The 24,836-nt window shown below is 59.6% G+C and carries 23 protein-coding genes and 3 pseudogenes; 10 read left to right on the top strand and 16 right to left on the bottom strand.

What is annotated here, in order from left to right:
• The first annotated feature begins 46 nt into the window (after nucleotides 1-46).
• Both ACVOMF_RS03375 and ACVOMF_RS03370 read left to right on the top strand, forming a co-directional pair.
• Entirely contained in the window at nucleotides 47-1,162 is a 1,116-nt protein-coding gene (locus ACVOMF_RS03375) for an acyltransferase family protein (protein ID WP_481508013.1), read from the top strand.
• A complete protein-coding gene (locus tag ACVOMF_RS03370; RefSeq protein ID WP_481508012.1) occupies nucleotides 1,143-2,816 on the top strand; it encodes a hypothetical protein in 1,674 nt (557 codons plus the stop codon). Before ACVOMF_RS03375 ends, ACVOMF_RS03370 begins: the two co-directional genes overlap by 20 nt.
• A gap of 343 nt (nucleotides 2,817-3,159) precedes the next feature.
• Here the strand turns inward: ACVOMF_RS03370 and ACVOMF_RS03365 are convergent.
• The 9 genes and pseudogenes from ACVOMF_RS03365 to ACVOMF_RS03325 all read right to left on the bottom strand — a co-directional run bounded on the left by ACVOMF_RS03365 (nucleotide 3,160) and on the right by ACVOMF_RS03325 (nucleotide 10,804).
• Nucleotides 3,160-4,240: pseudogene (locus ACVOMF_RS03365) on the bottom strand (integrase core domain-containing protein).
• Nucleotides 4,241-4,472: 232 nt separating this feature from the next.
• Nucleotides 4,473-4,880, bottom strand: a complete 408-nt coding sequence (locus ACVOMF_RS03360) for a GtrA family protein (RefSeq protein ID WP_481508011.1) — start codon at nucleotides 4,878-4,880, stop codon at nucleotides 4,473-4,475.
• 16 nt (nucleotides 4,881-4,896) lie between these two features.
• A pseudogene (locus ACVOMF_RS03355) lies at nucleotides 4,897-5,836 on the bottom strand (WxcM-like domain-containing protein).
• A complete protein-coding gene (locus ACVOMF_RS03350) occupies nucleotides 5,833-6,792 on the bottom strand; it encodes a glycosyltransferase family 2 protein (RefSeq protein WP_481508010.1) in 960 nt (319 codons plus the stop codon). The pseudogene ACVOMF_RS03355 and the gene ACVOMF_RS03350 overlap by 4 nt, the downstream one beginning before the upstream one ends.
• Nucleotides 6,777-7,880, bottom strand: a complete 1,104-nt coding sequence (locus ACVOMF_RS03345; RefSeq protein ID WP_481508009.1) for a DegT/DnrJ/EryC1/StrS family aminotransferase — start codon at nucleotides 7,878-7,880, stop codon at nucleotides 6,777-6,779. Before ACVOMF_RS03345 ends, ACVOMF_RS03350 begins: the two co-directional genes overlap by 16 nt.
• Before the next feature lie 138 nt (nucleotides 7,881-8,018).
• Complete coding sequence (locus ACVOMF_RS03340) at nucleotides 8,019-8,453, bottom strand: hypothetical protein (RefSeq protein WP_481508008.1); 435 nt, start codon at nucleotides 8,451-8,453, stop codon at nucleotides 8,019-8,021.
• A gap of 192 nt (nucleotides 8,454-8,645) precedes the next feature.
• Complete coding sequence (locus tag ACVOMF_RS03335) at nucleotides 8,646-9,038, bottom strand: hypothetical protein (protein WP_481508007.1); 393 nt, start codon at nucleotides 9,036-9,038, stop codon at nucleotides 8,646-8,648.
• An 84-nt stretch (nucleotides 9,039-9,122) separates the two neighbouring features.
• Nucleotides 9,123-10,058 (bottom strand): electron transfer flavoprotein subunit alpha/FixB family protein, encoded by a 936-nt coding sequence (locus ACVOMF_RS03330; RefSeq protein ID WP_481508006.1) that lies wholly within the window; start codon nucleotides 10,056-10,058, stop codon nucleotides 9,123-9,125.
• Nucleotides 10,058-10,804 (bottom strand): electron transfer flavoprotein subunit beta/FixA family protein, encoded by a 747-nt coding sequence (locus ACVOMF_RS03325; protein ID WP_481508005.1) that lies wholly within the window; start codon nucleotides 10,802-10,804, stop codon nucleotides 10,058-10,060. Before ACVOMF_RS03325 ends, ACVOMF_RS03330 begins: the two co-directional genes overlap by 1 nt.
• A gap of 246 nt (nucleotides 10,805-11,050) precedes the next feature.
• Here ACVOMF_RS03325 and rfbB point away from each other — a divergent pair, with 246 nt between their 5' ends.
• From rfbB to rfbD, 4 genes are read left to right on the top strand one after another with little or no spacing between them, the layout of a single operon-like run.
• Complete coding sequence (gene rfbB, locus ACVOMF_RS03320; RefSeq protein WP_481508004.1) at nucleotides 11,051-12,106, top strand: dTDP-glucose 4,6-dehydratase; 1,056 nt, start codon at nucleotides 11,051-11,053, stop codon at nucleotides 12,104-12,106.
• 51 nt (nucleotides 12,107-12,157) lie between these two features.
• Entirely contained in the window at nucleotides 12,158-13,045 is an 888-nt protein-coding gene (gene rfbA / locus ACVOMF_RS03315) for a glucose-1-phosphate thymidylyltransferase RfbA (protein WP_481508003.1), read from the top strand.
• Nucleotides 13,042-13,599, top strand: coding sequence for a dTDP-4-dehydrorhamnose 3,5-epimerase (gene rfbC / locus ACVOMF_RS03310; RefSeq protein WP_481508002.1), 558 nt, complete (start codon nucleotides 13,042-13,044; stop codon nucleotides 13,597-13,599). Before rfbA ends, rfbC begins: the two co-directional genes overlap by 4 nt.
• The gene (rfbD, locus tag ACVOMF_RS03305; RefSeq protein WP_481508001.1) at nucleotides 13,596-14,495 is read left to right on the top strand and encodes a dTDP-4-dehydrorhamnose reductase; all 900 of its coding nucleotides are present in this window, start codon (nucleotides 13,596-13,598) and stop codon (nucleotides 14,493-14,495) included. Before rfbC ends, rfbD begins: the two co-directional genes overlap by 4 nt.
• A 95-nt stretch (nucleotides 14,496-14,590) precedes the next feature.
• Here rfbD and ACVOMF_RS03300 read toward each other — a convergent pair whose 3' ends face one another.
• A complete protein-coding gene (locus tag ACVOMF_RS03300; protein ID WP_481508000.1) occupies nucleotides 14,591-15,994 on the bottom strand; it encodes a mannose-1-phosphate guanylyltransferase/mannose-6-phosphate isomerase in 1,404 nt (467 codons plus the stop codon).
• Nucleotides 15,995-16,002: 8 nt separating this feature from the next.
• A complete protein-coding gene (locus ACVOMF_RS03295) occupies nucleotides 16,003-17,349 on the bottom strand; it encodes a phosphohexomutase domain-containing protein (RefSeq protein ID WP_481507999.1) in 1,347 nt (448 codons plus the stop codon).
• A gap of 178 nt (nucleotides 17,350-17,527) precedes the next feature.
• On the opposite strand from ACVOMF_RS03295, the gene ACVOMF_RS03290 reads away from it, so the two are divergent.
• From ACVOMF_RS03290 to ACVOMF_RS03280, 3 genes are read left to right on the top strand one after another with little or no spacing between them, the layout of a single operon-like run.
• Complete coding sequence (locus ACVOMF_RS03290) at nucleotides 17,528-18,259, top strand: CoA transferase subunit A (protein WP_282266866.1); 732 nt, start codon at nucleotides 17,528-17,530, stop codon at nucleotides 18,257-18,259.
• A gap of 1 nt (nucleotide 18,260) precedes the next feature.
• Nucleotides 18,261-18,893 carry a CoA transferase subunit B gene (locus tag ACVOMF_RS03285; protein WP_481507998.1) on the top strand — a complete coding sequence of 211 codons (633 nt, stop codon included), beginning with the start codon at nucleotides 18,261-18,263 and terminating at the stop codon, nucleotides 18,891-18,893.
• 40 nt (nucleotides 18,894-18,933) lie between these two features.
• Nucleotides 18,934-19,539, top strand: coding sequence for an alpha-ketoglutarate-dependent dioxygenase AlkB family protein (locus tag ACVOMF_RS03280; RefSeq protein ID WP_481507997.1), 606 nt, complete (start codon nucleotides 18,934-18,936; stop codon nucleotides 19,537-19,539).
• On the opposite strand, the gene ACVOMF_RS03275 is transcribed toward ACVOMF_RS03280, so the two are convergent.
• Genes ACVOMF_RS03275 through ACVOMF_RS03260 form a run of 4 tightly spaced genes read right to left on the bottom strand, consistent with a single transcriptional unit; the run spans nucleotide 19,493 to nucleotide 22,991 of the window.
• A complete protein-coding gene (locus tag ACVOMF_RS03275) occupies nucleotides 19,493-20,140 on the bottom strand; it encodes an ABC-type transport auxiliary lipoprotein family protein (protein ID WP_481507996.1) in 648 nt (215 codons plus the stop codon). The two genes, ACVOMF_RS03280 and ACVOMF_RS03275, sit on opposite strands and share 47 nt — an antisense overlap.
• Nucleotides 20,137-21,063 carry an MlaD family protein gene (locus ACVOMF_RS03270; protein ID WP_481507995.1) on the bottom strand — a complete coding sequence of 309 codons (927 nt, stop codon included), beginning with the start codon at nucleotides 21,061-21,063 and terminating at the stop codon, nucleotides 20,137-20,139. The genes ACVOMF_RS03275 and ACVOMF_RS03270 overlap by 4 nt, the downstream gene beginning before the upstream one ends.
• Before the next feature lies 1 nt (nucleotide 21,064).
• A complete protein-coding gene (locus tag ACVOMF_RS03265) occupies nucleotides 21,065-21,874 on the bottom strand; it encodes an ABC transporter ATP-binding protein (RefSeq protein WP_481507994.1) in 810 nt (269 codons plus the stop codon).
• A gap of 4 nt (nucleotides 21,875-21,878) precedes the next feature.
• The gene (locus tag ACVOMF_RS03260) at nucleotides 21,879-22,991 is read right to left on the bottom strand and encodes an ABC transporter permease (RefSeq protein ID WP_481507993.1); all 1,113 of its coding nucleotides are present in this window, start codon (nucleotides 22,989-22,991) and stop codon (nucleotides 21,879-21,881) included.
• Nucleotides 22,992-23,074: 83 nt separating this feature from the next.
• On the opposite strand from ACVOMF_RS03260, the gene ACVOMF_RS03255 reads away from it, so the two are divergent.
• Entirely contained in the window at nucleotides 23,075-24,346 is a 1,272-nt protein-coding gene (locus tag ACVOMF_RS03255; protein ID WP_481507992.1) for a threonine/serine exporter family protein, read from the top strand.
• 78 nt (nucleotides 24,347-24,424) lie between these two features.
• On the opposite strand, the pseudogene ACVOMF_RS03250 reads toward ACVOMF_RS03255, so the two are convergent.
• Nucleotides 24,425-24,802: pseudogene (locus ACVOMF_RS03250) on the bottom strand (H-NS histone family protein); the annotation flags it as partial.
• Between the last annotated feature and the right edge of the window lie 34 nt (nucleotides 24,803-24,836).

Raw genomic sequence — 24,836 nt, 5'->3', positions numbered from 1 at the left:
CCCTGACCATGGTCGTGACCTTCTATAATTTACTTGGAGCAACAAAGTGATCGACCCCGTCACACCCTCCCTCAGTACCGCAAGCACTTCCGTGCAACGGAATAAATCAGGCGGAATGATGGAACGGCTCGCCTGGATGAATGAGCCCATTACCATCGAAGAGGGGCTCCAGCGTCGCGCCGACAACTTTCTGTTGATACGGATCATAGCCGCATCCATGGTCATCTATGGCCACGCTGCTGCGATTGCACCGGCCGTAAATAATGAAGATTTCTTCATCTGGCTTGGTGTCGGTCACTACAGTGGTCACATAGCTGTGAACATCTTCTTTATGGTGAGTGGTTTCCTGGTGACGGGGAGCTTGATGAGGCAGCGCAATGTGTTGAACTTCTTCAAACTGCGTGCGTTGCGACTGGTGCCTGGATATCTGGTCAATCTGGTCCTGCTGGCTTTGGTGCTTGGCACGGCGATGACCACCTTGCCGATTGGCGAGTACCTACGCAGTCCACAGGTTTGGAGCTACATCACTCAAAATCTCCATTTCTCGTCGAACATGGTTTGGAATTTGCCGGGTGTTTTCGACGATGGGATGAAGTCTAGTGTGGTAAACGGCAGTCAGTGGACGTTGCCAGCTGAAGTTCGAATGTATGTGCTGCTGGGTATTGCCGGGTTGATCGGGCTGTTCCGTTCGGTGCGCGTTGCCACTTGGGCAACATTGATCGTCATTGCACTGGGCGCGTTCTTTCCGCAGTACCTGCCGCTTCATCAGGACTGGTTTCGTTTGGGCCTCTACTTCTCGATCGGCGTTTTGACATATCTGCATCGGGGAGATATCAAAATCAGCTATGTTTTCGTTCTCGGATTGGTTGGACTGGCTGTTCTTTGCCGGCAACTGCCAGCGTACGAGCTGACACTTGCCCTCGCGATCAGCGCTGTTGTTTTCGCGCTTGCCTATTTGACGCCACAGGTCCGATGGTTGGAACGCTATGGTGATCCGTCGTACGGTATCTATCTTTGGGGCTGGCCGTGTCAGCAGTTGGTGGCGCACTTTCTGCCGGGTGCCGGGTTGACTGTACACGTCCTCGTCTCTTTGCTCATGTCCGTTATCCTCGGCTACGCCTCTTGGCATTTGGTAGAAAAGCATGCTCTCAAATTCAAGTAATACACTTCCTGATACCATCGGCGGCAACGGTATCTTCAGTTTGAAGTCGCTGCCGCGATTCGTTGTTTCGGCTGTACTTGCCCTGGTCGTGTACGTGCTGGTTACTCGTGTCATCAACCCCGGGTTTTTTGACCCGTTGGTGCCGAACCACTCTGATACCTGGCGCTACTTCGCTTACTCAAAAAGCGACTTTTCGCTCGCCGATTTACAGGCGCCACGCCCACTGATGTTGATTGCACTGAAGTTGATGGGCATGCTCGACAGCTTCTCGTGGTTCGTCGCGTTTGTGCTGGCGCCGGCGGTGTTGTTACCTGTAGCGCTGCTGCGGAGCGCTGAGATTGTTCTTGAGCGGCGCGTCAGCTGGCTCCTGCAGGCTGCGTACTTTGCGCTGTGTTTCAGCTTGGCGTCTTTCTACGAGCTGCAGACGCTGGATTTCGGCGGTTGCATCGCGGGGCTGGTAGCATGTGCTGCATTGTTGGCGTTCCGTCGGCTTGCCCTGAGCCTGAAAGCGGACAAGGCAACGATTGGTAACTATGTTGTTCCGTTTTTGCTGGTATGGGTCAGCATGGAGTGCAAGCCTACATATGGCTTGGTGCTTGCGGCTGTACCGCTGTTTTTCTCGGCAATGGTCGGCTGGCGTCGTTCGTTGCTGCAGGCTGCAGGCGTTGTTGCCGTAGTGATGATGGTCTTGCTGAAGGACCGTTTGCTTGGAAGCCCGTTTGTTGGTGCTGATCCAAGCGCAAGTGCGGCAAGCTACCGTCTTGGTGGTGGCTTGGGTTTGATGCTCAATGCCCTTTGGTTCTACGTCAAGGCGATGTTGCCGATGTGGGCATGGCCACTTGTTTTGCTCGGTTTGTATGGTGCTGCCCGTGAGAAGGGTCTGTGGACGGCAGCAACGTTGCTTGTACTTGCGGTGCTCGCAGTAGCACCAATGATCGCTATTCCAAACAACCAGATGCCGATGTACTCGTGGTTTGGTGCTTCGTTGTTGCTGTTGCCTGTTGCCTTATTCACAGCAACGAGGCTGCAGCACCAATCGCGCCTGCTTAGTCTCGGGAAGAGTACGCTGTTCTGGATGTTGATGTTGGCGGCGATTGTCGCGATCGCGCGTTCGAAGCAGGACCTGCGCTTCTGGTACGGTTTCAACCAGAAAGCAAACGCTCAAACGCTGCAGGGCATTGACGCGTTGGCGAACCGCATGTTGCCTGGTCAGCGTATTTTGATTGCAGGTCCTCTTAATGCCCATTCTCCTTTCCGTAATGACGATTTCATCAACCTAAGGCTAGGCTATTCGGTCGATTGGACCATTGTGGTTCCGGAGCAGCACACCTCGCTGATGCCTTTCAGCGATTCGCGCAGGCATGTTGCATCACGCGATCTTGGCGAGATATCCACCTATGATGTGGTGGCGCTGTTCAATGAGTCTGGACGCCTTGTCCATGTTGGTTCTGGCGCAGAATTTGCCGATCTGACCAAGCCGGAATTGATCAATCAGCTGCTTTGCAGGCAGGGCGGGAAAGTGGATACGCTCAAAGAGGTCGCCTGCCTGACACCACTGAATGAAGACGCCGCGGCGCGGGCTGCGCAAGCGCCGCAAGCGGCTGCGGCAGTGACGTCAGAAGAGGGGGTGGTCGCGCCGCCGGGCGCGCAATAAGATAAGTGTAAGCAAACCCGGTGTTTAAAGCGCTGGGTTTGCTTGTTGGTGACTGCCGTGCAGATTCCGCTTGGTCGCTAGTGGTTCCGGTTAGTTCCTTGCGGCGAAGGTTGTTGGAACGAAGGGGGCTTGAAGTGTTGGCCACCTCGAAAGACTTTCGGCTCAGACGCAGCACTTGGTCGGACGATGGTCGCAGCAGTAGTGCTGTAGTAAAAGCAGCTGAATGATAATGCTCGCAGCGATGCGCAGTGAGCCCGCTGCACGCAGGTTCACCAGGAAACTGTGTTGCTAGCGTAGGCGAGATTTGTAAATCTCGTGACGGTCCCACAGATCTTGAGCCGCCCTACGGTAGAGAAATCGGCGTGTTTGGGGCTGTCAGAAATGCCTCGGCGAGCTGCGTTGGCGCGGCACGTCCCAAGGACGAACGCAGACCAAAATGATTGCAGTCGGTTCCTCAGTCGTCGATCTTCTGGCGGGCGTCGTCGAGGGATAGGAAACAGTGTGCGTTCGGACATTCATTACGAAATGAACTAGCGAGAGATTCGACGAGCGTGTTGTCGGTGGGTTTACCGGGGTAAGGAAAATTGATCGTAACGGCGTGATCGTAAGCCCCTTTATATGCAAGATACTGATGATCCAGGTCCGCTCTCTGCCTGAAACCGGTGCGAGGAACCACTCTCGTGCTGCAGGCATTCCGGCGTTTCGACAAGATATTCGCCGCACAGGCTCTGCCCCATGATAATGGCCAGGCGTTCGCGGTTGAAGTTGTCGGCCACGGTCAGCGAGCGGAAATGGCGTCCATCGAGGAGCGCATCGCTGACGAAATCCATGCTCCAGCTCTGGTTGGGTGCAGCGAGTACGGGTCGATCCAATCGATCCGCCGCGGCCCGGCGCTGCGGTGGTCGCTCGGAGGGAAGATTCTGCCCTGGCAGCTTGCACAGCTGATGTACGCGCTTGCGATTGATCGGCCAGTATTCGTGACGCAGCAGGATATGGATGCGTTGATAGCCATAGCGCACCCGCGTTTGGCCAGTTTTGTCGATGCGCCGGGTAAATGGCGCAGCCACAATTTTGCGCACCGGTTTGTACACCAGCCCAGAGCAGGTCTGGCGCATCACGATCACGCCGCAGGCTGATCCCGTAAGCATGCTGCAGAAAGCTGATGAGCGTATGTCGCCGCACCGGCCTCAGAACGCTTTTTGAATGACGTCCTGCAGCATCACCTTGTCCAGACTCGGATCCACAACCCGCTGCTTGAGCTTGCAGGCCTCCTTCTCGAGCTACTGTAGCCGGCGCAGCTAGGATGCACCCAAATCGCCGTACTTCTTCTTTCAGTTGTAGAACGTAGCCTCGGAAACTCCGATCTTCCGGCGCGTCGCGCCGATCGATATGCCGCTGTCGACCTGGCGCGGCGCAAACGCAATCTGCTATTCGGTGAACTTCGACTCCGTCATGGCAAAACCACCTCTCTGCCTTGGGGTCGGTCTCGGCGAATTTCTCTGCTTACGGATAGCTCAAAAAGCTGGAAGGTGATCAACCCAAACCCGCTACCACGGACGGGTTGAAATCAGTGGCAAGCGCAGCGCGGGAAATGTCTGTGGTGCACTTGGCGAGCTTTTTCGGGAAGCGAAGCCTTTACTGCCAAGCAATATTTTTTTAGACTTTTGCTTTGTTTGAGGCTGCGCTTTTTTGCGCAGACTCACTTGCGTTGCGTCCGGTCAGTACCAACTTTGTTAGCAGGTAAGTGAGCGGCAAAGTTGCACAAATGGAAATGAAGGGTGCAGCTCTGGGGTCTACGTTGAAGCGGGCGATCGAAATCTGAAGCACAAATGCGCCGACGCAGTAAGTGAAGAGGTAGACCAACGGGAACAATACGAGCTTTCGTAGGTTATGCGTTGTCTTGAATACGAACCGGGTGTTGACGAAATAGCTGAATATGATTCCGGCGGCGAAGCTTATTGCATATGCAGGCCGGTAGCTCATGATAAGAAGCAAGGCCCAATACAGGACGAAAGTCAGTCCTGTATTGAGTCCGCCTGCGATCAGGAATCGTATGATCGCCATTAAGTTCGGGCGTACGCTATTTGTCACTGTCTTTCGCAAGTTCAATGAATTCGTTGTAGTGACGGATATACTCGTCGGCATCGTACTCTTCTGATGCGAACACCAACAACACTGCATCGTTTGAATAGCGATACTGCGTGCCCCAGATCATGGGAGAAAGATGCAGGCCGACGCTTGGCGAATCCAAAGTGAACTCTTGGCGGCGAGTTCCGTCGTCTGCCAATACTCGCACGCTTCCTTTTATGCAGATGAGGAATTGGTGGCAGATCTTGTGCGCATGCTCTCCCCGAGTCTCCTGACTTGGTACATCGAAAACCAGGAAGTAGCGCTTGGGTTGAAAAGGGAGATCTTTGGAAAACTCGCCGACCGACAGTGCGCCACGCATATCATGGTAGCGTGGTAGGTTGTGCAGGTTGACGCCCCGTACGCTGGTTCCCCGGGGGGGGGGACTGTTCGGCTGCGTTGCTGGTGGTTGGGTTGCTGTCGGCATTGTCGGTGACGTAGCCAACGATGCGTGCGGGGTTGCCAACTACGATCGCATTCGGGGGAACGGAACGGGTAATGACAGCGCCTGCGCCAACCATCGCGCCGCTGCCAATGCGAACGCCCGGCAAGAGAGTTGCATTTGCACCGATTGACGCACCCGCTTCGACTACGGTTTCCGGAAATGCAGCAGGATACTTCTGGCTACGCGGAAAACGGTCGTTAGTGAACGTCGCATTTGGGCCGACGAAAACATCGTCCGCCAGACGTATGCCATCCCAAAGTTGGACGCCACATTTCACTGTCACCCTGTTGCCGACCACGACATCGTTCTCGATGAAAACACCGTCGCAGATATTGCAGTTCTCTCCGATAACAGCGCCCGGTAGCACATGAGCGAACGCCCAGATTCTGGTCCCTGCTCCGATCTGGGGGGACTCGCAAAGTGCGTTTGGATGACAGAAGAAGCTCATACGCTGCTTTCCTTGAAATGCTCTTGTGATTGAACTATCGATAAGGGTCGAGCTTTGGTGTTCTCAAAGGTACGCCATGCATAAGCTCCGACAACGCCAAGCCCAAGTGAATTGAGGGCGCCAAAGAAGAGTATCGTGACCATCGTCCCGGCATAACCTGGTACCGGCACAAGGCCTGACATCTTGGCAGCCAGAATAAGCACGGACAGGGTCACTGCTGCTATCAACGCAATAGAGCCGATGCCCATCAGGATCCTGACAGGAAGGTCGGTAAAGGCAAATACGCTATCAGATAGATAGCGTAGTTTTTTCTTCAAGGTCCATGCGCTCTTACCATGCTCACGCCGTTGGCGCTGGTAGGGAACGAACGAGCGTCTGCCGCCGATCCAGAACAGTTGAGCCAGCAAGCTGGTATTGCTTTCCTTGAGCATCAGCAGGCGATCACGGGTGCCGCTCGTGACGGCGAAGATGTCCACGCCGCCCTTGGGAATGTCCGGCATGACGAAGCGTCGATACAAAGCCCAGAAGGCTGCTGAAGCAACCTTGGAGGCGCCGGGATCGGCTCGGGCTTCGCGGACCCCCATTGCAATATCGTATTTTCCGCCGGAAAGGGCTTCCAGGAACTTCAGCGCCAGTTCCGGTGGTTCTTGTAGATCTGCAGCCATGACTGCGATGACATCGCCCTTCGCATGTTCCAGTCCAACTCGGATGGCGGGGAACGCGCCAAAGTTGCGTGACAGAACGATCAGTTGCGAGATGAAACCAGCATCTGGGAGCATTTCCCGCAACCGTGCATAACTTTGATCGGGACTTCCGTCCACCACAAATACAGCTTCGAAGTCTCCAGCGACCTGCAGCTTGATCGAATGCAGTGCGGCCAACAGTTGGCTGATCGATCCCTCGTTGCCATAAACCGGGACAACGATGGAGAGCTTCGGCGTTAGAAGCTGTTGCATGCTGCTATGACCCGTTCGACTTCAATGTCGGATAGTTCAGGGAAGCAGGGGAGGGTGAGCACGGACATGGCGTCACTTTCCGTCACCGACAGGGACACCTGGTCAAACCTCCCGCCGTGGCATGGCTGTCGGTAGTCCGGGATTGGATAGTGGACGTCGGTCTGCACACCGGCCGCAGTCAAGTGCTGCTTGAGCAGTTCGCGCTCATCGGTGCGAATCACGTAGAGGTGGGCGACATAACTGGCACCGCTGCATTTGTGAGTGCGGATACGGGGGTTGGTAATTTCGTTGCAGTAGCGTGCAGCGATTTCTCGGCGTCGGCTATTCCAGGCATCCAGATGCGGCAGCATCAACGACAGCATGCTGGCTTGGATTTCGTCCAGGCGGCTGTTGCGACCACCCGGGAGGCCATTGGTATATTTTTGGGTCCAACCATACTGGCGGAGTTTACGAACGCGCTCTGCGAGATCGTCACGGTTGGTTGCGACAGCACCGCCGTCGCCCAAGGCGCCAAGGTTCTTGGTTGGATAGAAGCTGAAACTTGCGATATCGCCAAAGGAACCTGCAATACCGTCGTCATTGCGGGCACCATGCGACTGAGCGCAATCTTCAATCAATGCTGCGCCGTGTGCCTTGCAAAGTGCATGGATTTCTTTGATTCGGGCGAGTTGACCGTACAGGTGGGTCACGATGACCGCTTTCACCGGACGGGCGCTCAGCGTTGCGCTCAGGCTGTCTGGATCCATGGTGCCGTCTTCCGCGAGTACGTCCACGAAGACAGGGTCCGCTCTGCATGCCAGTACAGTGGAGGTGCCATACATGGCCGCATTCGCTACCACGGCAACGTTGTCGCCCGGCCCGATATCCAGTGCGCGCAGGGATAGTTCCAAAGCATCTGTGCCATTGGCAACGCCAATGCAGTGCGCCACGCCGCAGTAGGCCGCAAACACTTCCTCGAATGCACGAACCGATGGTCCGAGCACGAAATATCCGCTGCGGATAACTTCCGATGCGGCGACTGCGAGTGCATCCTGGAAAGGTTCGATATGTCGCAACAGCGAGTTTACAGGGATGGGCTCTAGCGTCATGGATTGGATTCTGCATGTTTCGAAGCGTGTGCAATGTCTGCACGACCGCTTCGTGGTAAAGGCGCGCTGACCGTTTCCAGATCAGCGCGATATTGGTGTGGGCAGCATTCTACTTGTCTATAGTGCCCCTCCCTCAAGTCAGCAGCGCGGACCGCCCACAACGGCTTCGGCGACCACTGCCTTGGTATCTTCCGACTTCAGCAAGAAGCGGGTGCCAGGACGAGCCCAGGGACCAGTCTTTGCGCTGTCGACGTTGCTCGAGGCAGCGAACAGTTTTTCGGTGCCATCAGTGTTTACATAAAGTTCCAGCTTCGTCGTTGCCGGCAGGTCCGGGAAGTTCCAGGTTACTGCGACCTCGCTAGCTGGCTCGCATTGTGCGAGCGACGACGGCTCAATGGAGAACTGCGCGGATGAAACCGAGGGAATCATGTCCACGGCAGCCGGCGGTGGTGTGGTCGCAGCGGCGGCGGCCTGCGGCGCGGTGGCGTCCGCTGCCGGCTGCGGTGCGGTTTCCGAACTGCAGGCGGCCAATGCCAGGCAGCATGCAATCGCGAGATAACGGGTACTGATCATATATCTTCCTAGAGTTATTGGGAGGTGGTGGTACTGAGGTGGATATAGCATCCGCGGCCAGAGGAGGGTGTTGAACTATCGTTCCCTGCCAAGATCAACGGTAAAAAGGCACCGCTTATTGCGGTGCCGATTATGGGGTTGCACGTATCCCGGTGGGGATGGTTTGTCATTGACGCGGTGACGCTGCAAAAATCAACAGGACGGACCGCTGACTGCGGCTTCGGCGACAACTGTGCCGTCCTGCGCGGACTTCAGGCGGAACTTTGTACCAGGACGACTCCACATGCCAGTGGTTGCCGTGCCGGTCGCGCCGCCTGCGGCGAACAGTTTTTCCTGTCCGTCATCGACTACCCACAATTGTAGGTCTTGGTTGCCGGCGAGATCCGTACCATCCCAGTCCACCGTGACGGCGCTGCCCTGTTCGCATGAGCTGAGCGCCGCTGGCTCAAGATGCAGGCGTTTACTGTTGCTGGTCTGAGCTGGTTCGGCCGGGGCTGTGGTAACTGGCGTAGGAGGTGGAACACCCTCGTGTTGACAGGCAGCAAGAGCAAATACGACCAAAATCGCTAGGATTGCTTGCTTCATTTCAATTCTCTGGTAACGCGAAATCTGCACCAATTACCCCTAGGTCGTTGCCCCAAGGGCGGGCGACCGTGTAATCCGTTAAGTTTAGAGCGCCGCTTCCAGTTGCGGCAGTACCTCAAACAAGTCACCGACAAGACCAATATCGGCGATCTCGAAGATTGGCGAGTCGGAGTCCTTGTTGATCGCGACAATCGTACCAGCATCCTTTATGCCGGTCAGGTGCTGGATGGCGCCTGAGATACCCACGGCGATATACAGCTCCGGGGCGATGATCTTGCCGGTCTGGCCGACCTGCATGTCGCTGGGCACATAGCCTGCGTCCACTGCGGCGCGCGAGGCACCCACGCCGGCACCGAGTTTGTCGGCCAACGCGTAGATCACCTTGAAGTTCTCTTCTGAACCGACACCACGGCCACCGGAGACAACGCGCTTGGCGCTCTGCAGGTCCGGACGGTCGCTCTTGCCGGCGGCCAGGCCGATGAAGCGGGTGTGGCCCGGCAGGGGGGCATCAACACTGATTGCTTCGACCGGGGCGCTGTTGCCCTTGGCCGCTTCCTGCCAGGAGGCGGCGCGGACGGTTGCCACGACCACCTGGTCAGCCGGAACGTCGACGGTGATGATGGCGTTGCCAGCGTAGATAGGGCGCTTGAAGGTATGGGGGCCTTCGACAGACATCAGGTCCGAGACCTGGTTGACGCCCAGCAGGGCGGCCACGGCCGGCATTAGGTCCTTGCCGGTGGTGGTCGAGGGGCCGAATACATGGCTGTAGCCGGCAGCGGCCTTGGCGATCTGCGGTGCCTGTACCTGTGCCAGCGCATGTTCATTGGCCGGGTTGGCGATGGTCAGCACCTTGCTCACGCCGGCGATCTGCGCGGCTTCGGCAGCGATGGCGGCCGGGTCGGCGGCCAGCACCAGCACGTGGATGTCGCCGCCCACGACGGTTGCTGCCGATACGGTCTTGGCCACTGCGCTGTTGAGCTTGCCGTCCAGGTGTTCGGCGATGACGAGAATCTTGGCCATTACAGCAACCCCTTCTGCTTGAGTGCGGCTACCAGTTCGGCAGCATCCTTCACCATCACACCCTTGCTGCGCTTGGCAGGTGCGGCGTAGTGGGTGGTCTTGAACGTATCGGCGGCCTCAACGCCCAGGTCGGCCAGCTGCAGGGTCTCCAGCGGCTTGGCCTTGGCCTTCATGATGTCCGGCAGCTTGATGAAGCGCGGCTCGTTCAGGCGCAGGTCGGTGGTGATCACCGCCGGCAGGTCGACTTCCAGCGTTTCCAGACCGGCATCGACCTCGCGGGTGACCGTGGCCTTGCCGTCGGCGATCTCCACCTTGGAGGCGAAGGTGGCCTGCGGACGTGCCCACAGCGTGGCCAGCATCTGGCCGGTCTGGTTGGCGTCGTCGTCGATGGCCTGCTTGCCCAAGACGACCAAGTCAGGCTGTTCCTTCTCGACCAGCTTGAGCAGGGTGCGGGCGGCGGTCAGTGGCTGGATGGCCTGGTCGGTGACCACGTGAATGGCGCGGTTGGCGCCCATGGCTAGGCCGTTGCGCAGGTGCGCCTGGGCATCGGCCGGGGCGATGGTGGCGACGACCACTTCCGTGGCGATGCCCTTGTCGCGCAGGCGCAGGGCTTCTTCCAGGGCGATTTCATCGAACGGGTTGGGCGAGAGCTTGACGCCATCGGTTACCACGCCGGAGCCATCCGGCTTGACTTGAATGCGGACGTTGTAGTCCACCACGCGCTTGTACGCGACGAGGATTTTCATGTGCTGCGGGGTCCTTCGGTTGCTGATGGGGGCAGTGCGGGCCGGGGCAAATTTTATCGATTCTAGCTTGGGTTGAAGGGCGCGTGCGAACGCATCCGAGTTGTTCTTGACTTCTTCCTTGAAATGTCCGGACAAAGTCTCAGGAAAAAGCTTCCATTGTCAATATTGCTGCCAATACCCGCTGGCGTTATATGCTTAGAGGAATTATTCGCTGCTTTGGCAGTTGTAGATCAGGAGAATCAACGCGTGACCACATGGCTTGTGACCGGCGGTGCCGGCTTTATCGGCGGCAATTTTGTATTGGAAGCTGTTGCAAAGGGCATCCGCATCATCAATCTGGATGCGTTGACCTATGCAGGCAACCTGAAGACGCTGGGTAGCCTGCAGGGAGACGCCAACCATCTGTTCGTACACGGCGATATCGGCGATCGTGAGCTGGTTGCAGGCCTGCTGGCTGAGCACCGCCCTGATGCGGTTCTGAACTTTGCTGCCGAAAGCCATGTTGACCGTTCGATCGACGGCCCGGGTGCCTTCATCCAGACCAACGTGGTAGGAACCCTCGGTCTGCTGGAAGCGGTGCGTGATTACTGGAAGGCGTTGCCGTCTGACAAGGCCGATGCGTTCCGCTTCCTGCATGTGTCCACCGACGAGGTCTACGGCACGCTCGGCGAGACGGGCAAGTTCACCGAGACCACGCCCTATGCCCCGAACTCACCGTACTCGGCTTCAAAGGCGGCTTCCGACCATCTGGTTCGTGCGTTCCATCACACTTATGGCCTGCCGGTACTGACCACGAATTGCTCGAACAACTACGGCCCGTACCACTTCCCGGAGAAGCTCATCCCGCTGGTGATCGCCAAGGCGTTGGCCGGTGAGGCGCTGCCTGTATATGGCGACGGCAAGCAGGTGCGCGATTGGCTGTTTGTCGCCGATCATTGCGAGGCAATTCGTACCGTGTTGGCCAAGGGCCGGGTAGGCGAAACCTATAACGTTGGCGGCAACTCCGAGAAGCAGAACATCGAGGTGGTGCAGGCGATCTGTGCACTGCTGGACGCGCGCCGCCCGCGCGCGGATGGCAAGCCGCGCACCGAACAGATCACCTATGTTGCCGATCGCCCCGGCCATGACCGCCGTTATGCAATCGATGCGTCCAAGCTCAAGGACGAACTGGGCTGGGAACCGAAGCACAGCTTCGAGCAGGGCATTGGTTTCACCGTGGACTGGTACCTGGATAACCAGCAATGGGTGAACGAAGTGTTGGACGGTAGCTATCGTCTGCAGCGCATTGGCACGGACGCCTGATATCGATCATCCAGTGCCTGCGCGGATGTGCGGGCCAATAAGGAAGCAACTATGACGCAACGTAAAGGCATCATTCTGGCCGGCGGCTCTGGTACGCGCCTGTATCCGATTACCAAGGGCGTCAGCAAGCAATTGCTGCCGGTCTATGACAAGCCAATGATCTATTACCCACTCAGCGTACTGATGCTGGCTGGCATCCGCGAAGTGCTGATCATCAATACGCCGCATGAACAAGCCTTGTTCCAGCAGCTGTTGGGCGATGGTTCGCAGTGGGGAATGGACATCCAGTACGCGGTGCAGCCAAGCCCGGATGGCTTGGCGCAGGCGTATTTGATTGGCCGCGATTTCGTTGGTGGGAAGCCGAGCTGTCTGGTATTGGGTGACAATATCTTCCACGGGACCGGTTTGCGCGAGGTGCTGAAGCGAGCGGATGCACGCGACAACGGGGCAACGGTGTTCGGCTACTGGGTAAATGACCCGGAGCGCTATGGCGTTGCCGAGTTCGACAAGGATGGCAAGGTCGTCGGGTTGGTTGAAAAGCCAGCTGAGCCGCGTTCCAACTATGCAGTAACAGGTTTGTACTTCTATGACGGGAACGCCAGTGACTATGCTGCTGCGTTGAAGCCTTCACCGCGCGGCGAATTGGAGATCACTGATCTCAATCAGGTGTACCTGGACGAAGGGAAGTTGCAGCTGGAGCCGCTGGGTCGTGGCTATGCTTGGCTGGATACTGGCACCCATCAGTCACTACTGGAGGCTTCCAACTTTATCGAGACCATCCAGACCCGTCAGGGCCTGCAGGTCTGCTGTCCCGAGGAAATTGCTTACGGGCAGGGGTGGATTACGGCTGAGCAGCTCTTGGCATTGGCTGGGCCGCTATCCAAGAATGGCTATGGACAGTACCTGCAGAAGCTTGTCCAGCGAGGAATTGTTCCGTGAAGGTGATTGAAACCGGCTTGCCTGGTTGTGTGGTCATCGAGCCAGCCGTTTTTGGTGACGAGCGCGGCTTTTTCTTCGAAACCTGGAACTCCGAACGTTTCAAGTCGCAGGGACTACCTAGCGAATTTGTGCAGAGCAATGTCTCTGCATCAAGCAAAGGCGTTCTGCGTGGCCTGCATTACCAGTGGCCCCGTCCGCAGGGAAAACTGGTCAGTGTTTTGGAAGGCGAAGTGTACGATGTGGCGGTAGACATCCGCCGCGGATCGCCGACCTTCGGCAAGTGGGAGGCGGTCATTCTGAGTGCGCAGAACCACCGTCAATTCTGGATCCCCGAAGGATTTGCGCATGGCTTTGCGGTGCTCTCCGAACGGGCGTTGTTTAGTTACTTGTGCACGGATATCTACGTAAAGGAAGCGGATGCAGGGATCCGATGGAACGATGCCGAAATCAGCGTGGACTGGCCAATCCGCGAGCCGATTTTGTCTGCTAAGGATGAGGGTGCGGCACTCCTGAAGGACATCGCTGAAGACCGCCTGCCGGTTTACATCCGATGACAGTGTTGGTTTTTGGCGGAAATGGACAGGTCGGGCAGGAACTGCTGCGTGCGCTGGCTCCTTTCAGCCGTGTTGTTGCCACTACACGTAGTGGCAGACTCGCTGATGGCAGCGCTTGCGAAGTTGCGAATTTCGACGCGCCTGATAGCCTGCCCGCGTTGCTGGATCGGCTACAGCCTTCGGCGGTGATCAACGCCGCTGCTTACACTGCAGTGGATAAAGCCGAACAGGAGCCAGAGGCCGCGTTTCGGGCCAATGCCGAAGCGCCTGCGGTGATCGCTGAATGGTGTGCGGCGAACGGCGTGCCGATGGTGCACTACTCCACAGACTACGTATTCAACGGCGAGGGTACGGCACCTTACGTCGAAGACGAAGTAACTGCACCACTGGGTGTCTATGGCACCAGCAAGCGCGATGGTGAAGATGCGGTTCGGGCTGCCGGTGGCCGTCATCTGATCTTTCGTACTGCTTGGGTGTATGCCGCGCATGGCGGCAACTTCCTGCGCACCATGCTGCGGGTAGGAGCTGATCGTGATGAACTGCGCGTGGTTGCAGATCAGGTGGGCACGCCAACGCCGGCAGCCCTGATTGCAGATGTCACTGCGCAGGCTTTGCATCATCCCGGGGGGGTGTCGGGTACCTGGCACCTGACTGCTTCCGGGCAAACCAGCTGGCATGGTTTCGCCGAGGCGATTTTTGCCGAAGCACTGGCTATGGGGGTGCTCGCCAGGGTGCCTAAAGTGCAGGCGATCTCCAGTGCGGAGTACCCAACACCGGCCAGACGTCCGGGTTGGTCGGTGCTGGACAACCGCAAGCTGCAGCATGACTTTGGTATTGTCCTGCCCGCTTGGCAAGAGGGTTTGCGCCACGTGATGGGTGAGATCGCAAAGACATGATTGGCCGTTGCGCGCCGTTTTGATGTAGCCCAACGCCGCCACGGAAAAAGAAAACCCCGGGGAGCCTGGGGTTTTCTTTGGGGTTGGAGATGGCCTCAGGTGCGTCCGTAGGTGTCCTCGAAGCGCACGATATCGTCTTCGCCCAGATAGCTGCCCGACTGCACTTCGATCAGTTCCAGCGGCAGCTTGCCGGGGTTGCGCAGGCGGTGGGTGACGCCCAGCGGGATATAGGTGCTCTGATTCTCAGTCAGCAGCAACACTTCATCGCCCCGGGTTACTTCTGCAGTACCACTGACCACGATCCAATGTTCGGCGCGGTGATGGTGCATCTGCAGGCTCAAGGTGCCGCCGGGTTTGACGGTGATGCGCTTGACCTGGAAGCGCGCGCCGTTGTCTATGGAGTCATAGGCGCCCCACGGGCGATAGACCTTGCGGTGCCAAGTGGCCTCGCTGCGACCATCGGCCTTCAGGCGTGCGACGACGTCCTTCACTTCTTGCATGCGATCAGATTTGCCGACCAGCAACGCGTCGTCGGTCTCGACAACGATCACATCGTCAAGCCCGACCATCGCGATCAGGCGCTCACCGTAGGCGAACGTGTCATGGCAATCGATGGCAATGACATCACCGCGATGGGCGTTTCCGTTTGCATCCTGCTCGGAGACATCGCGCAGTGCCGTCCAGGAGCCGACATCACTCCAGCCAGCGTCCAGTGGCACCACGGCCGCATCTGCTGTCTTCTCCATCACTGCATAGTCGATGGAATCCGATGGGCTGGTCTTGAAAGCTTCCGAATCCAAGCGAATGAAGTCGCTGTCGCGGCGCGCTTTTTCCCACGACGTGCGGCAGGCAGCGAGAATCTGTGGCTGCAAGCGCTCCAGCTCCTGCAGGTAGCGCGAGGCGCGAAACATGAACATGCCGCTGTTCCAGTAGTACTCGCCGGAGGCGACATAGTCCTGAGCTGTTGCCAGGTCGGGCTTTTCGACGAAGCGTTCGATTGCCCGCGTGCCTTGACCAGCGACGGCTTTGATATAGCCGTAGCCGGTTTCCGGTGCGGTTGGCTGGATGCCGAAAGTAACCAGTTTGCCCTGCTCAGCGACACTGGCGGCATCCATGATTGCGCGATGGAAATGTCCTATTTCTCGGATCAAATGGTCAGAAGGCAGGACCAACAGCAACGGATCGGTGCCGTCCCGGCAAGCCTCCAATGCAGCTGAAGCGATCGCTGGTGCAGTGTTGCGGCCAACCGGCTCCAGCAGGATGGCCGATGGTGTGGTTCCGGCTTGCTGCAGTTGCTCAGCGGCGATAAAACGATGTGCTTCGTTTGCCACAACGATTGGTGCCTGTGTAGCTACATCGGCTACGCGCAACCATGTGGATTGCAGCATGCTGTTTGCGTCTGCGAGTTGCAGAAATTGCTTGGGGTATGCCTCGCGCGACAAGGGCCACAGACGGGTGCCGGAGCCGCCGGAAAGGATGACGGGGAGAATATGAGTCATGTGGTTTCTCAGGCAGTGAGTAGGTCGGAGATTTCGGTGGTGCGCTCAGCCAGCAAAGTTGCGTCGCCCCTGGTCTCAACATTCAATCGCAGCAATGGCTCGGTGTTAGAGCTGCGCAGATTGAGCCGCCAGTTGCCAAAATCGGCACTGATGCCATCCGTGTGATCCAATATGGGCGATTGTGAGGCGAAGTGTGCCATTACCCGGGCGACGGCAGCTTTGGCGTCGGCAACTTTGAAGTTGATTTCGCCGCTGCATGGGAAGCGCGCCATGCGATCTTCCACCAACTCTGCAAGCGACAAGCCGCTGCAGGACACCTGTGCGGCAATCAACAGCCACGGGATCATTCCCGAATCGGCATAGGCGAATTCGCGGAAATAATGGTGCGCACTCATTTCGCCGCCGTAGACGGCGTTTTCAGCGCGCATCTTTTCCTTGATGAAGGCATGGCCGCTCTTGCACAGCACTGGCACGCCGCCAGCAGCTTCCACCATTTCGACAGTATTCCAGGTCAAACGCGGATCGTGAATGATCTTGCCGCCCGGATTGCGGGCGAGAATTGCCTGGGCCAACAGGCCTACCAGGTAATAGCCCTCGATGAAGCGGCCGTTGTGGTCGAAGAAGAAGCAGCGATCGAAGTCGCCATCCCAGGCAATGCCGAAGTCGGCACAGTGTTCGCGCACTGCGTTGGCTGTGATGTCGCGGTTCTCCGGCAACAGCGGGTTGGGGATGCCATTGGGGAAGCTGCCATCGGGTTCGTGGCAGATACGCACAAACTCCAGCGGCAGATGCGGTGCCAGCAGGTCTACGATGGCGCCGGCGCCGCCGTTGCCGGCGTTGACCACCAGCTTCAGGGGTTTGAGCTGGCTGGCATCGATGTAGCTGAGCAGGTGCTGGATGTAAGCCGTCTTGTCATGCTGAGCGGTCTGGCCGGCACGTGCAGGCTGCGGCTGTGACGCATCGGCGGCCACAGCATCGGAAATGCTGAACAAGCCGGTATCCGAGCTGATCGGGCGCGCTTGTTCGCGTACCAGCTTCATGCCGTTGTAGTCCATCGGGTTGTGGCTGGCGGTGACCATCACGCCGCCGGCTGCCTGCAGATGGCCGGTCTGGAAATAGACCTCCTCGGTGCCGCACAAGCCGATGTCGATCACGTCCCGGCCTTCCCCACGCAAGCCGGCGGCCAATGCGTTCTGCAACGCGGGGCTGGTCAGGCGCACGTCATGGCCCAACACCACCGGGCCAGCGCCGAGTTCGGCAGCCAAGGCCTTGCCGATCTTGCGCGCCATGTCTTCATTGAGCTCTTCAGGCACGCGGCCGCGGATGTCGTAGGCCTTGAACGCGGGAAGGGGCATGTATGCATCCTGCTGGGTGAAAGATTGCATAGTTTAGTCGGGTCCGCGCTTCTAGGCTGCCCGTGCGTTCGGCGGAAGTTCCGAAATGGGCAAGAAAAGCGCTGGCCGAAGGTCCAAGGGGGTTGCCCCTGCGGTATGGCTAGAATATAGACATCTTCAGCACTGTGAGTGTGATGCGATGAGCGATCTCTCCCCGACCCGGCAGCGTGGCAAGGTTTTTGCCAGCGCCGCCGAGGCCCTGGCCGGCATCGTGGCCGATGGGCAAACCCTTGCCGTAGGTGGCTTTGGCCTGTGTGGCATCCCTGAGGCACTGATTGCTGCGCTTCGCGACAGCGGGGTCAAGGGCTTGACCGCGATCTCCAACAACGCCGGTGTCGATGGCTTCGGCCTGGGCCAGCTGCTGGAAACCCGTCAGATCAAGAAAATGATTTCGTCTTATGTAGGCGAGAACAAGGAGTTCGAGCGCCAATACCTCGCAGGTGAACTGGAACTGGAGTTCAACCCACAGGGCACCCTGGCCGAGCGCTTGCGCGCTGGCGGTGCTGGCATCCCGGCGTTCTTCACCGCCACTGGCTACGGCACCATCGTCGCCGAAGGCAAGGAAACCCGCGAGATCGACGGCAAGCACTACGTGCTGGAGACCGCGCTCAAGGCTGACGTCTCGCTGGTCAAGGCGTGGAAGGCCGATGAAGCCGGCAACCTGCTGTTCCGCAAGACCGCGCGCAACTTCAATCCGGCCTGCGCCATGGCCGGCAAGGTCTGCGTGGTCGAAGTGGAAGAGATCGTGGCGGTGGGCGCCATCGACCCGGATCAGGTGCACCTGCCGGGCATCTATGTCGATCGCATCGTATTGAACGCAACGCCGGAAAAGCGCATCGAACAGCGCACCGTGCGTCAGGAGGGGAACTGAGATGGCCTGGACCCGTGACGAAATGGCACAGCGCGCCGCGCGCGAGCTGACCGATGGTGCCTATGTGAACCTCGGCATCGGCCTGCCGACCCTGGTGGCGAACCACATCCCCGACGGCGTGGATGTGTGGCTGCAGTCCGAAAACGGCCTGCTAGGCATTGGCCCGTTCCCGACCGAAGCTGAGGTAGATGCTGACCTGATCAATGCAGGCAAGCAGACCGTCACCGCGCGTGCCGGTGCCAGCTACTTCGGTAGCCATGATTCTTTCGCGATGATTCGCGGCGGCCACATCAATCTGGCCATCCTCGGCGCGATGCAGGTGACCGACAAGGGCGATCTGGCCAACTGGATGGTGCCGGGCAAGATGGTCAAGGGCATGGGCGGTGCGATGGATCTGGTTGCCGGCGTGCAGCGTGTGGTGGTGCTGATGGAACACACCGCCAAGAACGGCGAGCACAAGATACTGCCTGATTGCACCCTACCGCTGACCGGCGTGGGCGTGGTCGACCGCATCATCACCGATCTGGCGATCTTCGATGTCACCGCCGATGGCCTGGTGCTGATGGAAGCTGCACCGGGTGTCAGCGATGACGAGCTGAAGGAAAAGACCGGCGTGCCGTTCCGGCGTGCCTGAGTGAAAGGGCGGGGCAGTGTCATCGCCCTGCATCCTCATGATGCTTTTTTCTCACTCTTCGGTGCTGGCCGAAGTCCAGCACCTGCCGGCCTGGCTGCTGCCAGCGCTGGCTGATGCCTTGATGGATGCCATGCATGCGCAGGTGCCCTGGGAAATCCACCGCATCCGCATGTTCGGGCGCTGGCTGGATTTGCCGCGGCTGAGTTGCTGGATGGGCGATGCTGATGCGCATTACCGCTATTCGGGCGCGGATTTCCTTCCGCACCCTTGGGCGCCGGCTGTGCAGGAAGTGCGCGATCTGCTGCAGCAGACCTGTGATGCACGCTTCAACAGCGTGCTGCTCAACCGCTACCGCAATGGCCGCGATAGCATGGGCTGGCATAGCGATGATGAGCCTGAATTGGGGGCGACGCCGTTGATCGCCTCGCTGAGCCTTGGCGCGCCGCGGCGCTTTTTACTGCGGCGTCGGGATGATCCTGCGCAGAAGCTCGAATACCTGCTCGGTCACGGCGACTTGCTGCTGATGCGTGGGAACTGCCAGCGCGACTATCAGCATGCGCTGCCCAAGACCGCGCGGGTGTCGGGCGAACGCATCAATCTCACTTTCCGCCAGATCGCAGCTGTGCCGCGTCGCGTTGGCCGCTGAGCAGGGTCCAGCCGATCAGATCGGTGGTGGTCTTGTTCAACGCGGTTTCGAAGGCGGCAGCGACGCTGCTGATCTCGGCGCTGGCAGCCGGCTCGGCGACGACGAAGGTGCGTGCCGCAACCACGCGCTGGTCCAGACTGTGGATGAGTTTTGCGTTGAGTTCGATGGTGGCTGCCGGCAGTTCGCCGCCACGGTAGTCCGATTCGAAGCGGCGCAGGTCGGTGGTCAGCTTATAGTCGGAGCGGATGCCGGTGGCGATGCGCGCAACCGCATCGATCTTTCCCGAATCCTCGAAACCACGCAGCAAGGTGTCTTCCAGGATATCGGTGGCCGGTTGCGACCAGGTGGCGCCGCGGTAGACCTCCAGCTCGCCCGGCGTCGGCCGCACGCTGATGCGCGGGCTGTCGACCATGCGCGCGGCGCTGGGTTTGGCGATGGCCAGCTGCCAGCTGACCTGGGGCCATGCGGGATCGGCCTGCACCCGCACCTGCGGCGCATAGATGGTGGTGGACTGGCGGTCGCCGCCGGCCAGCGCCGAGCAGCCGGCCAAGGCCAGCAGGCAAGCCGGGGCGAGCAGCTTGATCAGGAAAGTGTGCTTCATTTGGGTTCGAACTCCTTCGGGGCGTCGCGGCCGAGCAGGTAGCGCGCCGGGTTGTTCTCCAGCCGGTCACTGACCCGGCGCAGGTCGCGGATCAGGCCGCGCAGTTCGGTCAGGGTCGGGCCGAGCTGGGCCAGGCCGTCATTGGCGAAACTGTTGATGGCCGCGCGATTCTCGCCAAGGATGGCGTCCGCATTGCCGGCCGCCGAATCGAGCTTGGCCAGGCTGGTATCCAGCTTGTCCATCGTCGCCGGCAGTTCCCGCAGCACGTTCTCGTCCAGGTTCTTGATGGCGCCGTTGGCCGAACCGAGGGTGACGTTGAGGTTGCGCGCTGCGTCGCGGGCTTCCACCAGCAAGGCCTGGGTGCCTTGGTCGCGGTCGGCCAGGCCGCCGCTGATGGTTTCCAGATGGGCCAGGGTGGCGGTGATCTTGCTGACGTTGTCGTCGCTGAGCAGTTCGTCCATGCGCTCGACCACGCGGTTGGCCACGTCGGTGATGTTCTGCAAGGCCGACGGCATGGTGGCGATGGTCGGCACCGGTTCCTTGCTCACCGCGGTAAGCGCGGCAGCCTGCGGGGTACCACCGCTGAGTTGGATGATCGATGGCCCGGTCAGGCTGGTGATGGCCAGCTTGGCGCGGGTATCGGTCTTGACCGGGGTGGTGGAGTTGAGCCGCAGCTTGGCCACTACCTTGCGCGGGTCATCCGGGGCCAGGGTCAGCTGGGTGATCGAGCCCACTGCGATGCCGTTGTATTGCACGGGACTGCCTACCGACAAGCCGGTCACCGCTTCGGTGAACACCACCTGGTATTCCTGCCAGGTGCGGTCGGAGGAGTATTTGGCCGCCCATAACCCGAAGGCGAGCAGGGCAACGCCGATGAGCAGGGTGAAGGCACCGATCAGGACGTAGTTGGCTTTGGTTTCCATATCAAGCGGGCTCGTGCTGGAGGCCGCGCGCGGCGCGGGCGCGGGGGCCGTGGAAGTACTCGCGTATCCACGGATGGTCGAGTTGTTCGATTTCTGGCAGTGGTGCGTTGGCGATGACCTTGTTGTCGGCCAGCACCGCGACGCGGTCACAGATGGCGTAGAGCGTGTCGAGATCGTGGGTGATCAGGAATACGGTCAGGCCCAGGGCTTCCTGCAGGGTCTTGATCAGGCGGTCGAACGCGGCCGCACCAATCGGGTCGAGGCCGGCGGTGGGTTCGTCCAGGAACAGCAAGGGCGGATCCAGAGCCAGCGCACGGGCAAGCCCGGCGCGTTTGCGCATGCCGCCGGAGAGCTGCGAGGGCAGTTTGTTGATGGCGTCGGCGGGCAGGCCGGCCAGCTTCACTTTCAACAAAGCCAGCTCGTAGTGCCAGCGCTCGCTGAGTTCTTGGTGGTGCTCCTTCAGTGGCACCTGCACGTTCTCGCCGACCGTCAGCGAGGAGAACAGGGCGCCGTCCTGGAACAGCACGCCGGTATTGCGTTCGATCCGCAGACGGTCGGCGGGGTTGCTTGAACGTGCGTCCACGCCCAGCACTTCGATCTGCCCGGCATCGGGCGTGCGCAGGCCGAGGATGGAGCGCATCAATACCGATTTGCCGGTGCCCGAACCGCCTACCACGCCGAGGATCTCGCCACGGCGTACGTCCAGATCCAGGCCGTCATGCACGGTCTGGCTGCCGAAGCGATTGACCAATCCGCGTACGCGGATTGCCAGGTTGGTGTCGTCGGTGTTGGCGTCTTCCATCGTGCCCATCGCCTCACCAGCCCATATGCATGAACCACAACGCAGCCAGCGCGTCGAGGATGATGACCAGCGAAATCGTCTGCACCACGCTGGATGTGGTGCGTTCACCAACGGATTGCGCCGTGCCTTCCACCTTCAGGCCTTCCAGGCAGCCGATCAGGGCGATGATCAGTGCGAATACCGGTGCCTTCGACAGCCCAACCAGCATGTGTCGCACCTCGATGGTGTCGTGCATGCGCGCCAGATACATCTGTGGCGGGATGCCCAGGTCGAAGGCGCCCACGGTAACGCCACCGGCCAGGCCGGCGATCATCGCCACGAAGGTCAGCAGCGGCAACATGATCAGCAGCGCGACCACGCGTGGCAGCACCAGCAGGTCGATAGGATCCAGGCCCAGGGTCTGGATGGCATCGATTTCTTCGCGCGCCTTCATCGCACCGATCTGTGCGGTGAAGGCGCTGGCGGTGCGGCCAGCCAATACGATGGCGGTGAGCAGCACCGCGAACTCGCGCAGGAAGGCAATCGAGACCAGCTCCACCACATAAATCTCGGCGCCGAAGTCGCGCAGGATGGTGGAGCCGAGGAAGGCGATCACCGCGCCCACCAGATACGACAGCAGCGCTACCAGCGGCACCGCGTTCAGGCCGACTTCTTCCATCTGGTTGACCGCTGCGGTGAGCCGGAAACGCCGTGGCTGGCGCACCAGTCGCGCCATCTTGGCCAGGTTTTCACCGAGGAAGTTGACCAATACCACCACGTTATCGGCGATGGCGTGCACCGAGCGCCCCAGCCGATCCAGGGCGGCCGCCACACCGAAGTCGCGTTGCGGCTTGGGCCGTTCATCGGCGACTTCCTCGATGGTGCAGACCAGCGCCTGATGGTCGGCGCGGAACTGCAGCGCATCATCCGGCAGCCCCAGCTTGTGCGCGTAGCGCAGCAACAGCAGTACCCCGGCCGAATCCAACCGGTCGATATTGCGCGCATCGATGCCGGTTACCGCTCCGGTCTGGGCATGCAGTACCTCGCTCGAGTGCAGCGCGGTGGCCAATGTCCAGTTGCCGGAAAGCCTGAGCAGGCCATCCGCATCGGGGGGAAGTACGCAGTGGGGTGGGGGAATGTCTTTCATGGTGACCATTGGCTACGGAGAATAACCTGCCAGCCCTTCAAGCCGGATGAGTATTTCCTCCGCTTCAGGTGATACTAGCGGCCATGTCTGCCGAAACCCTTGCCGCCGCCCCGGCCACTGCTTCCAATCGCGCTACCTATGCGCAACGTGTGGCCTTCGTTTCGGAGATGGCTGGGCGTCTTCACAGCTATGGCACAACCGCCCAGCGATTGGAGGCGGCGGTCGTGGCCTTGGCGCAGCAGCTGGATCTGGATTGCGAACCGTGGTCGAACCCAACCGGTCTGATCCTGAGTTTCAGCGACCCGACCCGCGCCATCGGCTCCAGTGACATCACCCGCGTGATCCGTCTGGGGCCGGGTGATACCAACCTGCACAAGCTGGCGATGGCCGACCAGATCGCCGATGCCGTGTCTGCCGGGCAGATGTCGATCGCGCAGGGGCATACCGCGCTGCGCCAGCTCGACAAGGACGGTGGCCTGCGCAGCAAGGTCCAATTGCTGGCCTCGTTCACCCTGGGCTCGGCCGGTGTGGCCGGTTTGTGGCGGCTGCCGTGGTTGGATATCGCCACCGCCGGTATTACCGGTCTGCTGATCGGCCTGATGCTGTTCTATACCGACCGCCGCGTCGCGACCCGCGAAGCCGGCGAAGCCTTGGCAGCGTTGCTGGCGGGTTTTGTGGCAGTGCTGGTGGCGAGCTTCATCGGGCCGCTGAACATGAACTCCACCATCATTGCCTCGCTGGTGGTACTGCTGCCCGGCATGGCGCTGACCAACTCGGTCAATGAACTGGCCAGCGGGCATTGGGTATCGGGCACGGCGCGTTTTGCCGGCGCGCTGACCACCATCATGAAGCTCACGGTGGGTGCGATGATCGCGGTGACCATCGCCAATTCCATCGGCCTGGAACCGATCATCCGCGCCTCGCGGCCGCAATCCAACTGGGTGGAATGGGGATCGGTGCTGGTGGCCTCGTTTGCCTTTGCCATGCTGTTCCGGGCCAGCAAACGTGACTACCTCTGGGTTATGGCTGCCTCGGTGGCCGGTTATGCGATTTCCCGCTATGGCGGGCAGCTGTGGGGCGCACCGGCCGGCATCTTTCTCGCTGCGATGGCGGTGACTGCCGCGGGCAATCTGTTTGGACGCATCGTGCAGCGCCCGGGCGCGATCATCCGCTTGCCCGGCATCATCATGCTGGTGCCCGGTAGCACCAGCCTGCGCGGGGTATTGAGCCTGATCCAGCAGCAGAATGTCAGCGCAGGTGAATCGGCGCTGCTGACTGTGGTCAATGTGGTGATGGCGCTGGTGGCAGGTCTTTTGTTCGGTAATCTGCTGGTGCCGGCGCGCAAGAATCTGTAACTGCTGTGTTTTCCAAAAAGCAATAAGAAAACGCCGGCAATCTGCCGGCGTTTTGTAATCCATATTCCAGAGTTATTACTTCTGGATCAGGAAATCTTCAACCTTGCGGCCTGCCTTGGTGTATTCGGCCAGCCAGCGCGGCTGCTTGCCACGGCCGGTCCAGGTTTCAGCGGCATTTGCCGGGTTACGGTACTTCGGCTCAACCTTCGGCAGCTTGCGGCCGGTCTTGGCGGCGCCCTTGCTGGCCTTGGCGCCACGCGGGGCCTTCACTGCAACGGCGGCGCCGGTGCCGAACAGCTCTTCGACGGTATAACCAGCCTTCTTTGCCGCAGCGGCAACCACGGCGCGGGCCTTGGCAATCGGCTGGCGCTTGGCTACAACGGTCTTGCGTTTCTGTGCGTCACGGATCAGAACGGCCAGTTCTTTGGCCGACAGCTGGGACAGATCGATACTCATCGAATAACTACTCCGGATAATGGGTTGGGGGTGT

Source organism: Stenotrophomonas sp. STEN022 (assembly GCF_056760155.1).
This window is presented reverse-complemented; position numbering and strand designations above follow the sequence as displayed.